This window comes from Acinetobacter sp. YH12239 (assembly GCF_013417635.1).
Taxonomy (GTDB): Bacteria; Pseudomonadota; Gammaproteobacteria; order Pseudomonadales; family Moraxellaceae; genus Acinetobacter.
In genome coordinates, this window is record NZ_VPDP01000032.1 from 1 (window position 1) to 11,271 (window position 11,271).

The 11,271-nt window shown below is 36.0% G+C and carries 12 protein-coding genes; 6 read left to right on the forward strand and 6 right to left on the reverse strand.

Annotated features, from left to right (window positions below):
• Together FTV17_RS14805 and FTV17_RS14810 are read right to left on the reverse strand one after the other, a co-directional pair.
• On the reverse strand, nucleotides 1-333 hold a 333-nt coding region (locus FTV17_RS14805), incomplete at its 3' end, for a hypothetical protein (RefSeq protein ID WP_180000613.1).
• 329 nt (nucleotides 334-662) lie between these two features.
• Nucleotides 663-1,439 (reverse strand): hypothetical protein, encoded by a 777-nt coding sequence (locus FTV17_RS14810; RefSeq protein ID WP_179991695.1) that lies wholly within the window; start codon nucleotides 1,437-1,439, stop codon nucleotides 663-665.
• 306 nt (nucleotides 1,440-1,745) lie between these two features.
• Here FTV17_RS14810 and FTV17_RS14815 point away from each other — a divergent pair, with 306 nt between their 5' ends.
• Nucleotides 1,746-2,921, forward strand: a complete 1,176-nt coding sequence (locus FTV17_RS14815; protein WP_180000615.1) for a MobA/MobL family protein — start codon at nucleotides 1,746-1,748, stop codon at nucleotides 2,919-2,921.
• A gap of 59 nt (nucleotides 2,922-2,980) precedes the next feature.
• Here FTV17_RS14815 and FTV17_RS14820 read toward each other — a convergent pair whose 3' ends face one another.
• Nucleotides 2,981-3,247 (reverse strand): hypothetical protein, encoded by a 267-nt coding sequence (locus FTV17_RS14820; protein WP_068975476.1) that lies wholly within the window; start codon nucleotides 3,245-3,247, stop codon nucleotides 2,981-2,983.
• A 749-nt stretch (nucleotides 3,248-3,996) separates the two neighbouring features.
• Between FTV17_RS14820 and repM the strand changes: the two genes are divergently transcribed.
• The 5 genes from repM to FTV17_RS14845 all read left to right on the forward strand — a co-directional run bounded on the left by repM (nucleotide 3,997) and on the right by FTV17_RS14845 (nucleotide 7,215).
• Nucleotides 3,997-4,926 (forward strand): replication initiation protein RepM, encoded by a 930-nt coding sequence (gene repM / locus FTV17_RS14825; RefSeq protein ID WP_068975475.1) that lies wholly within the window; start codon nucleotides 3,997-3,999, stop codon nucleotides 4,924-4,926.
• A gap of 84 nt (nucleotides 4,927-5,010) precedes the next feature.
• The gene (locus tag FTV17_RS14830; RefSeq protein ID WP_068975474.1) at nucleotides 5,011-5,538 is read left to right on the forward strand and encodes a plasmid replication DNA-binding protein; all 528 of its coding nucleotides are present in this window, start codon (nucleotides 5,011-5,013) and stop codon (nucleotides 5,536-5,538) included.
• A gap of 215 nt (nucleotides 5,539-5,753) precedes the next feature.
• Nucleotides 5,754-6,383 carry a hypothetical protein gene (locus FTV17_RS14835; protein WP_078194520.1) on the forward strand — a complete coding sequence of 210 codons (630 nt, stop codon included), beginning with the start codon at nucleotides 5,754-5,756 and terminating at the stop codon, nucleotides 6,381-6,383.
• 243 nt (nucleotides 6,384-6,626) lie between these two features.
• Nucleotides 6,627-6,914: a BrnT family toxin gene (locus FTV17_RS14840; protein ID WP_180000617.1), complete on the forward strand. Its 288-nt coding sequence runs from the start codon at nucleotides 6,627-6,629 to the stop codon at nucleotides 6,912-6,914.
• Nucleotides 6,901-7,215: a BrnA antitoxin family protein gene (locus FTV17_RS14845; protein ID WP_179991693.1), complete on the forward strand. Its 315-nt coding sequence runs from the start codon at nucleotides 6,901-6,903 to the stop codon at nucleotides 7,213-7,215. The genes FTV17_RS14840 and FTV17_RS14845 overlap by 14 nt, the downstream gene beginning before the upstream one ends.
• Before the next feature lie 70 nt (nucleotides 7,216-7,285).
• Here the strand turns inward: FTV17_RS14845 and FTV17_RS14850 are convergent, their stop codons facing one another.
• From FTV17_RS14850 to FTV17_RS14860, 3 genes are read right to left on the reverse strand one after another with little or no spacing between them, the layout of a single operon-like run.
• On the reverse strand, nucleotides 7,286-8,278 hold the full coding sequence (locus tag FTV17_RS14850) for a DNA cytosine methyltransferase (protein ID WP_096902767.1): 993 nt from the start codon (nucleotides 8,276-8,278) through the stop codon (nucleotides 7,286-7,288).
• A complete protein-coding gene (locus FTV17_RS14855) occupies nucleotides 8,271-9,611 on the reverse strand; it encodes a protein NO VEIN domain-containing protein (protein ID WP_096902766.1) in 1,341 nt (446 codons plus the stop codon). The genes FTV17_RS14850 and FTV17_RS14855 overlap by 8 nt, the downstream gene beginning before the upstream one ends.
• Entirely contained in the window at nucleotides 9,612-10,673 is a 1,062-nt protein-coding gene (locus FTV17_RS14860; protein ID WP_096902765.1) for a DNA cytosine methyltransferase, read from the reverse strand.
• Nucleotides 10,674-11,271: the final 598 nt, after the last annotated feature.

Consider the following 11,271-nt stretch of genomic DNA (forward strand, 5'->3'; position numbering starts at 1 on the left):
AGGGAACTTATGACGACCTGGGGTGGACTGAGTCCGTTTTACCCAATCTTCCGGATATTCTTGACTGTAAGAATCATAGTAATGACCTGACCAATATTCCTGATTGTATTCTTGGCATTCGTAATCTTGAGAAAAGTTGTGGGTGCTTTGTTGCGCTACAGCATGTTGCTGAAGTGTATTTTCAGCTGTTCTTTCCGCCTGATCTAAAGTCATGAAAATATCGAGCAAGGCTTGGCGTTGTTGATGATTCAGAAGTTTTGCGCTTTCGACAATCAGTTGTTTAGCGAGGTTTTTTGGCATGCATGGGTTTGCATTATTGAATTTAATCTGCATAGCAGTTTCCTAGATAAGAGTTTAATTATCTCCATCACTTCTCACGGCAATGGAGGCAACTTAACAGGGGTGAGAATACTGAATCTAGGATCAGCCAGCACAAAGCTGCCCTGCTAAGCTACCATAGGGACTGCTTAACAGTAGGCAAAAAAATAGCCGCAAGTGCGACATTTAATTGCACCTAGATTTTATCAGGTTCTCACGCCTGGACACAGATTTTGCTGCGTTGAAATAAGATTATCCAGTAAAAAGCAGGCCGTCAAGGTCCTAATCAGTAGTTCTTATAAAAACTGAAAAATCTAACTAAAAGGTGTCTATAAAATCGGTGACTATTTAGGAGTCTGAATTTTTAATAACTTTTCTTGAGAATTTTTGATCGCTAGATCTAGAATCTTTACTCCATCAGCAGTCTGTTGAAATAAAGTTAATTGATTTAAAACTTCAAAAAGCAACTCTATCTTTTCTTTAGGATTAAGATCCATAGCCCATACCTTCTTATAAATTCTTGTTTGTCGAAGTTTTACAGCTAAGTAACGATCAATCTGCACCTGCTTTAAAAGTTTTTCGGTATCCAACGCATCATCATTTTTGACTTTATAAGCACTTAAAACTCCACCACCCACTTCAAACTTACGTTGATTTTCGGCTTTACGTTTTTTTCCTGCATCTTTTTTCTGGATCTGACTCAAGTACAGCTCCAAATCAGCATATTGCAGTTTTTGAGCTTTGAAATTCAGATATCGGGTACACATCATCTTCAGAATATTTAGTTCAGCAACACCCAATTGATTGTCCTGGTATGCCTGAAAAAGCTCTATAAATTTAGCTTCATATTCAGTCTGTTTAGGTTTGGTAGAAAGCTCATCAAACAGCAACTGAAGCTTCAAATGTTCACGATAAGGTTTTAACGCTTCTTTCACTAAGATCTGATGAGCTTCAGACAACATTTCAAAATTAAAATCGTCCGCTTGTAGAACATCAATGACTTGATTTTGAAGTTCAGTCCGAGGGTGTCTCTCTAATAAAAACTCAACGAAAGCATGTAACTCTGCCATTTGTAAAAGTTGAGCTGGTCTACCGCGCTTTTTTGCTTTTTCCTGAGTCATATCATCTGCCGCCAAATTTTCAGAACTGCAACCTCTTCAAATATGGTTTTACCATATTTGAAGAGGGCAGTCTGAAAATAATTATTTAAAATAAAAATAAAATTTCTTGAAAAGAATTTTTATTTTTATTTTAAATAATTCGCACTTGACAGTTTCTCCTAATCGGAGAAACTAGTACGCAATGGGGCGCTTCCCCCTTGACCCCCTTCAACCGGATTTTTCAGCCATCCAGGCATTCCAAATCCGTGCGGTTTTCATTCCGTTTCACTGCATAAAAACCGATCCCAGACCAACAAAAAGGTGAGCATGGCCAGTTATCACTTCAGCGTCAAAAGTAAAAATAAAGGCTACGCCACCCAGCATTACCTCTATATTGCTCGGTTGATGCAGTACGAAGGCATCAGGAAAAAAAGCGAAGAAGTCCTAGAACATGTTGAACCTGGACGTTGCATGCCCGCCTTTGTCAAAGATCCGATTGAGTTTTGGCAGGCAGCCGATAGTCATGAACGAGCCAATGCCAAGGCCTACATGGAGTATGAAATTGCCCTACCAAATGAGTTCACGCCAGAACAGCGTAAAACGCTCATAGAGACGTTTTTAGACAAACATATAGTTCCACAGCAATATCCGCATTCATACGCCATACATAACGTTAAATCGCGCCTCAGTGGCGAAGATCAGCCTCATTGTCACATCATGTTCTCGCTAAAAGCCGATGACAGTATTGAACGGACAGCCGAACAATATTTCAAACGCTATAACCCCAAAGATCCAAGCAAAGGCGGTGCAAAGAAAATCCAGCTGCAGGATGGCCACGCAGACTATTCCACTTTTTTAATTTATATCCGAAAACAATGGGAAAACCATCTGAATGATGCCCTTGCACAGCACTGTCCAACCGTCACCTACACACTGGATGGCCAAGACATCACCATCAAAAATCAGGTTTCAGCTGACAACTATGAGAAATACAACGAGATCCATGGCACCTTGTATCTCCCGGAACCCAAATTAGGTGCTGGGAAACAGAATGAAACCGTGGAATACCTGGCTGAGATCCAGAAAATCCGGCTGCACAATGCCAAAGAACGAGAAATGGAACAAAAGCAGCGGCAACAGACGCAGACACATGAATATTTCTATTCATGCTTGAATGAGCCTTACACCTCACTCGAAGTCATGCACTACTTGAATTACTTGGCCAAAAAAGCCAAAAACCAAAAAGAACTCAATCAAGATTTCAAAGAAATCATCAAAACACAGAAGCCAATGCTTCAGACTGAACATTGGAACCTGAACAGGATGGATTACCAGCTGAAAAATTCACTCGAATATCCAGATCCCCAAATCGAGTTCAATCCTGTCTTAAAATCTCAGGCTGAACAATCGAAAGTTATTCAAACCAACCAACCTGCTGAATCTACTCTGTCATCCATACAGCCTAAACCAAAGAATGATGATTATGATTTTGGCGGTCCCTAGGTTTGATGTTTTCTATATACCTAGAAGGTATATAAAGAGCGTGTGCTACGATCGACTGATTAGCAAGTCGATTCATAATTTACAGCTTCTTTAAAAAGAAGCTGTAAATTATGAATTTCTTTTTCAGAACTAGGATTTATTTGTATTGCCATGTTTTTATTCTCTTTGAGCAAATATATCTGTTCATAACTAACACTTATCAGATCAGTACTTTTAAACGTCAGCTCACCATTTGAAAATAGTAAATGTAAATATGCCGTCTTATCGCAATAACTAATTTTTGAATACAATAAAATATGTTCTTCATTTTCTTTAAAAAAGTTCATGTGAACTCTCTCTTTTGGGCAGAAAATTGGAGCATAACAATTTTTAATTTTTCATGATTTCATACGTTGCATTTTTGGAAAAAAAGTTACTTTTGATTAAATAATGTTCAATTTATAAAAATTAAAACTACCATAATATGTGTAAAACATTTTATGTCCTATGCATATGGAATATTCAAAAAGTATTATTACTTAAGTAGCGACACTTTTTGGAATATCACCTAACTTTACAGAGCGAGTGTCTACGAGCGAACTGACATCATTAAAATTTCACCCGCTTTTTTCCCTGATTACAGGCTCCCCTTTACTTACGTGATTTAGAATCAGAGCGTCACGAAGTGCGCGAACGATAGAGCTTTTGCTTTTTATTCAAGCTACAACGAAATTAAGTAAAAAATTGCCCCCTAGAATCGAGCGAAAGCGAGATTCAATAGAGTTTGAGCGAAGCGAAAACCAAGGGCAATTTTTCATGACCTGGGCTTTTAATTATTTTTAAAGTTTTTAAATGCTTTTAGACATACTGAAAGCCTTTATTCACAATGGTTACAGACGCTATATGACTACGTTTACCTACCAATATGACTACGTTTACCTACCAATATGACTACGTTTACCTACCAATATGACTACGTTTACCTACCATAAATCTACAAAATATTTTCAGTAGATTTAACTACGTTTACCTTGCATAAATCTACATAATTATTAATATAGACTTATATTCATAAATAATAATGTAGATACATAAGATGCGGGATTTAGTTGTTAAAGACAATGCCTTAATCAACGCAAGCTATAACTTAGACTTAGTAGAACAACGTTTAATTTTATTGGCTATTGTTGAAGCAAGGGAAAGTGGGAAAGGGATTAATGCAAATGATCCTTTAGAAGTCCATGCAGAGAGCTATATCAACCAGTTTAATGTTGCAAGACAAACAGCCTACCAGGCCTTGAAAGATGCTTGTAAAGACTTATTCGCCCGACAATTTAGCTATCAAGAGATCAACAAAAGAGGGAATGTTGAGAATGTTCTAAGTCGTTGGGTTAGCGAAATTAGATATATCGATGATGAAGCAACAGTAAAGCTGATCTTTGCACCAGCTATTGTTCCCCTTATTACACGTTTGGAAGTACAGTTCACAAAGTATGAGTTACAGCAAATTAGTAATCTCAGTAGTGCTTATGCTGTACGTTTATACGAGTTATTGATTGCTTGGCGCAGTACAGGTCAAACACCAGTTATTGAACTAACAGAATTTAGAAACAAGATAGGTATTCTCGATGATGAATACACAAGAATGGGCAATTTTAAAGATCGGGTACTAAATCTAGCTATTGCTCAAATTAATGAACACACTGACATTACTGTTAAATACGAACAGCATAAAAAGGGACGTAACATTTCAGGTTTTTCATTTTCTTTCAAACAAAAGAAAGGAGTTACAGCTAATGCAAATAGTAAGAGTTCAAATACCCTTGATCTTTTCTCGAAAATGACCGATGCACAACGCCATTTGTTTGCTAATAAACTGTCAGAACTTGCTGACATGAGTAAGTACTCTCAAGGTACCGAAAGCTATGCACAATTTGCTATTCGAATTGCTGAAATGCTACAGAATCAAGAGAAATTTGAAGAACTACTACCGTATCTTAAAAAAGTAGGATTTAACGCAAAATAAACTTCATGTTCAGGTAGGATGTTCAGATGAACATCCGTGTACATGCACTGAGGGACTACATTGAACACAACAAAATTTAGCGTTATGGACGCTAGTAAAGCCTTTAAAAAATCACGAACAACAATCTATGAAGCTATAAAAAATGGAGAATTATCAAGGGATAATGATGGACTTATAGATCTATCAGAATTAATAAGAGTTTATGGAAATCCAATTGGTGTTCAGTCCAGTACACGTACTGAACAAGTTCAAAGGGATGCACCTGTACACGTCCAGTCTGAGGTTGAAAGTGTCCTAAAAGATCAGATTTCCTTACTTAAAAACCAGTTGGATTTAGCAAATCAAAGAGAAAAGTCTTTGCTGCAACATATCGAAGATCTCACCCATAGAATTGAGTTTAAAGGTGTCCTAGAACCATCTAAACAGGAAGATAAAAACCAGTCTGTAATGCAGAATACAGTCAATATACCTCAGCCTGTTCAACAGACTAATTCTGAGGTATTAACTACTCCTAGGCCAAGCGAGAATAAGCGAATTCCTGTTCCTGAGCATATTGAGCCTGAACCGGAGCAAAGAGGCTTCTGGAGCCGTTTCTTTAAGCCGTATGGCTGATCTGATTGTTCACCTGGGCTTATTAAACCCGTGGAACATTGGTTAAATAGTGGGCGTGGAACGTGAAGAATCGACAAAAAAGCCCAATCGGAGATGATTGGGCTTTTCACATCGACATAAGACACTGAAATTTAATGAAAAATCAAAAGCATTTCGTATAAGGTGTATTATGTTAATTTTAGAAAATCTTAAGATAATTATTAATGAGTGGCTTAATGAATAAAGAAATTTCTGTATTACTGCATGACGTTCCTACTCATGCAGATTACGCATGTGATGCAACAGATTTAGATCCAGAAGATATTCCTGAAGATCGTATAGAACAAGTCATAAATTTATTAAATTCTTCTGATGAAAATATTGTATTTGAGGCAGCAAAACTTCTGACTAATTGGGGACAATCCTCTGGTTTTGATGCATTAGTAAATTTATTAAATGAAAATAAATTAGTTGGTTATATAGATCATCGTTTACATGGTTATGATGATACACTTCAGCATGTACTTAGAGCTTTTGTTCGTTATTGGGCATTCCAAGCTGATCTAGGATTTGGTGAACAGGCTAGAATAAAAATATTTCATCCTATACAAAAGATTATAGAAATATCTAATACAGAACCATTTGATATTAGTCGCTTATTTTGGTTAATTGATGATGAAAAATACGATGAATATATTCCTTTAATTAAAAACCATTTAATCCAAATAATAGATCATCCTGAATTACAATTTTGGAAAATCCATGATGCTATTGAACTGATGCTGAAATTAGAGCCTGAGTTTGTTCATAATTTATTAGAAGAAAAAGGCAAAACATTGGAAGACTTTAAAATTAACACTTTATAAAGTTATACATTTAACATAATGGATATTATACGAAGTACACTTGTATATTAATATAAATATCAAAAACTTAACAAACTAAGAAAAATCCAAAAATGCACAAAAAGCCGATTTTGAAACAAATCGGCTTTTTTATGAGCAGTTTTGATAGTTCTTGCCAATAAATTTGACTAAAAATTACGCTTCTCAACTTGAGTGATACAATTTTGTGATACATTATTGTATATACAAATTTGAATGTTTTTTATGAAACAGTATTTCGAATGGGATGAGGCAAAGAATCGAAAGAATCAGAAAAAACACGATGTTTCTTTCGAAACGGCAAGCCTTGTTTTTGAAGATCCATTACGGATTTCAATTCAAGACAGACATACCGATGGTGAAGAACGTTGGCAAACCATTGGACGAGTTAAAGGCGTACTAATGTTATTGGTGGCTCACACCATCTTTGATGAAGATGACTGTGAAATCATACGAATCATTAGTGCAAGACAAGTAACTAAAGCAGAGCGAGATAAATATGAGCATGGTTAGATACTCACGCAAAGAACTGAATGAAAAATTCAGCGACAAGCAAGATGCTGAAATTGAACGCTTGCTTGCTAAGGGAACAGTTTCTGACGATCAGCTAGATCTATCAGATATGCCTGAAATTAAAGATTGGAGCAATGCTGTACGCCAAAATCAGTTCTATCGTCCAGTGAAGCAACAGACTTCCATTCGTTTAGATGCTGATGTACTTGCATGGTTTAAAGCTCAAGGCAAAGGCTATCAAACACGAATGAATGAAATTTTACGGGATGCCATGCTAAAAGAATTAAAAAATCATCAATAAAAATGGGAGCTTAGGCTCCCATTTTTGACTGCGTATAACGTGTATTATGTTAGTTTTATGAAAACTTAAATTAAACAGCTTCCTTCAATGAAATATTTTCAACATTTAGAGCAGCTCTTACTTCTTGCACTAGATGCCAAAACATTACTGGAGGGATAGCGTTTCCTAGAGCTTTATATTGGGCTGCATCGCTTCCAACTAACTTAAATGTATCAGGGAAAGATTGAATACGAGCAACTTCTCTTGGAGTAAAGCGTCTATATTTACCATCTATACACAATACAGGATCTGTACTATTTAAGCTGACTTTAGCAAGATGTGCTCCAACAGTATTACATGGCTGATTAATATCCTGAGCACGTCCCTTATTCATTTTCTTATTACTATTCAATAACCCCTGAACAGCTCTTTCACTGAAATAATATTTAGGATCTATTTCACTTTCAGGGAAAATAACATCAGATAAAGTTGCCTGTTTAAGATTATTCAATATAGGAAATTTAAAGTTTTTAAAATGTTTTTCACTTTTAAAACCTACAATAAAAACCCTTTCTCTTTTTTGAGGGACACCAAAATCCACAGAGTTTAGTAATTTCCAAGTAACGTAATAGCCACTTTTTCTAAACTCTTCTAAGATCAATGGAAATGCCTCTTTTTTATTTGCTGATAGTATTCCTTTCACATTCTCAGCAATAAAAACTGATGGCTTCTTTTCTCTCAAAACTTTGCACATTTCAAAGAAAAGCTCACCTTTCTCATCCTTAATCCCTAAGCGTGGAGGATTTTGAGCAACAATTGAAAAGCTTTGGCATGGAAACCCACCAGTAAGTAAATCATGTTCTGGAATTGATTTATGGTCTAGCGCTTTAATGTCACCTACAAATGTAGGACATGAGAAATTTGCTTCTAAAATTTCTATGGCTTTTGGTTCAATATCGTTTGCAAAAACGATATCAACATTATTCGATGAATAATGTTGACCTAAAAACTCAAAGTCTCCTTTTAAACCAACATCTGTTCCACCACAACCACAGAACAGGGAGACTGCTTTTAATTTACTCATGTGTACGTAATAACTCTACTTGCGTATAACAGCTTTCATCAAAGAAAATATCTGCACCATTTCGAGGAACCATCTTGATACGATCCTGCTTATATAAACCAACTGGATCTTGGATAATCCATAAAGAACAACTCTCATCAGAAAGCTGTAAACGATAAACAAAATATCTATCTCTATGTGATTCAGCAGCAGACCACTCATTAGGAGTAAGATGAACTCGATTAACAGTGAAATCTTTCTGACTTACTGTAGTTTTAACTTCAATATGACGCATAGTAGCATCTAATTCTCTAGATAAAATATCGAAACCAACTGCAAATTGTGTTGGCATATGACTCACTAATTTAGCTAGATCAGGTCGTCCATTCTCAGATAGCCAAATTTTCTCATGGACTAATGTCAGAGCCTCACCTTCATCACCAATTTGCTTAGTGCTGAAGGCTAATCCATCTGAAACTCCAGAGGCTTCTTTTGATATTTCCTCTTCAAATGATTTGAGCAAAGAATTGCTAGAATCATTTACAAAGTCTATCCATAAGGGCTTCACAGCTTCGATTTCTTGCAGACTTTGCTCTTTTTTATAGCTTCTAAATAATGGCGCATGATCCTTAAAATATTTCAGGAAATCCAGTGCATCCTCTCTAAAAAAGTATTTACCTTTATAGTCTTTGAGCATCAGGCCCGCTAATACACAATAATCTAAAATATCTAGTGCATACCGCTTTGTATCACCCTGACTATCATAAGTAACCTTATCTGAACGGTTTTTCAAAATTCTGCTAATAGTTAGAGAAATATCTTCATGATCTCTTGTTACTCTAAGATCATTTAAAACACAATGACAAAACTCTACGTCCGTTATGTATAAGTTTTCTTTAGAGATGCGAGATGAAGTAGCAAACTTTGCCAACCATAACAATGGATGAAAGTGGATGCCTGAACTTAAAATTTTCTCTATTTCATGACTTTTTAGAAATCCACCTGGATATTGAAATGTGGAAATAAATTTTAAGAAAAACTCTTTCAAATTAGTTGTATTAGCTAACTCTTTAGACAGCTCTGTCGCAAAATTTTTCCCATCTTTTGTATTTACCATACTAAATAGAGCACTAATTTCTGTCCGCCAATTCTGCAAAGTCTTATTTTCTAGTCCACTATTACCTGGAAAATCACGTATAGCTGATAAAATTTTTTCTTTAAAGATAGCCTCAGATTCACCATCTAACTCTGCTATCGAAAACGCCATATACCCCAAAACGTTTTCAATGTTTTTCTTAAATCGTGGTCTTGGATGGTGCAAACGTTGATAAAATTTCGCAGGAACTTCGTACATTTATAATTTCTCAAGTATTTTCTTTGCCAAAGTTTGAGCTAATACAGGAGGTACAGCATTTCCTACCTGTCTGAATTGCTCTGTTTTATTACCAATGAACTCAAACCGATCAGGGAATGATTGCAAACGAGCACATTCACGCACAGTAGGAACTCTATTGGCATAATAATGAAAATGATGTCTATGACCTGTATCAATGGTTGGTGATGGTGCATGATCGGGGAATCTTGTCCAAGCAACATTGAAATTACGGCTATTTCTTAGCTCTTCAGGTAAAGCTTTATAATTTTTTCCTGGAGGCACTAATTTAATAGTTTCTTTAACCTTATCAGAGTGATTAGCAGCAATGTGATTTAAAACACTATTCGAATTATGTCTCATTAACTCTTGATAAGAGTTTTGAATTGGTAGGGCATACTCTTGAATCGGTTCACCTAATTCATTTTCTAAAAGAGGTAAGTCATGTAAAGCATCATAAGTGCTTACCATTTTTTTAAAAATCAAGTCTTCTTGTTCTTTATGAGTAGGTAAAGGGAATTCAAACTTCTCACCGTTCTTTGTTCCTATAAAAAATACTCGGCGTCGATGTTGAGGAACACCATATTCAGATGCTTTTAATATTTGAAAATTCACCGTATAGCCTAATTCTTCTAGACTTTTGAGAATTTCATCCTTAATTTTTCCTTTAAACAAGGAAACCATACCAGGAACATTTTCAATCAAAACATATTTAGGATTAAGTAACGACACTATACGAATAAAAGATAGGTATAACTGATTACGTGGGTCTTCTAACCTACGAGGGCCGGATAAAGATAATCCCTGGCATGGAGGACCACCAATAACGACATCTACAGAACTTCCATCTAATATATCTAATATTTGTTGATTAGATACTTCCCGAATATCTCCAAGAATAGTCTTAGCATCTTTATGATTTAGCTTAAAAGTTTCGATAGCTGCTTTATCATGATCTATTCCTAAAATAGTTTTGAATCCTTCTTGTTCAAAGCCATAAGAAAGACCGCCACAACCACAAAATAGATCAACAACATTTGGCATAATTAGCTTATACAACAGTAATAAAACAGACGGCTGAATACTAAGTTATATAAGGTTTTGGAGCAAATTTCTTGTTCTTACAACAGCATCTTTGGCTATATATTTAACATAAAATCTCATATACGAAATTCAGTAGCCCAAAGTAGAAATGTCCGCTTTTAGAATATGAATTTGGTGTTATTGCTAAAGCTCGTGGCATGACTCAAAATCGCTAAAGAAGCAGGGATTGGGGTGAGGCACTCCACAAAGTCCTACGTCAGGATTAAGCACCACGTTTTGATACGATTAATCGTGTAGTGAATGCTTTAGGCGGCAGAGGTATTGAGTTCTTTAATATGCAGTTCAACGACTGTCATCAGGTTCTCAAATCCCTCAGTTTCCCCGGTATTCATCCGAGCCAACTCGGTCGAGTAGCTCGGATTATGATGCCTACTTTTAAAAAGGCACCCCCCACGATCAGTAAGCAGTTCTAGGGAACTTATGACGACCTGGGGTGGACTGAGTCCGTTTTACCCAATCTTCCGGATATTCTTGACTGTAAGAATCATAGTAATGACCTGACCAATATTCCTGATTGTATTCTTGGCATTCGTAATCT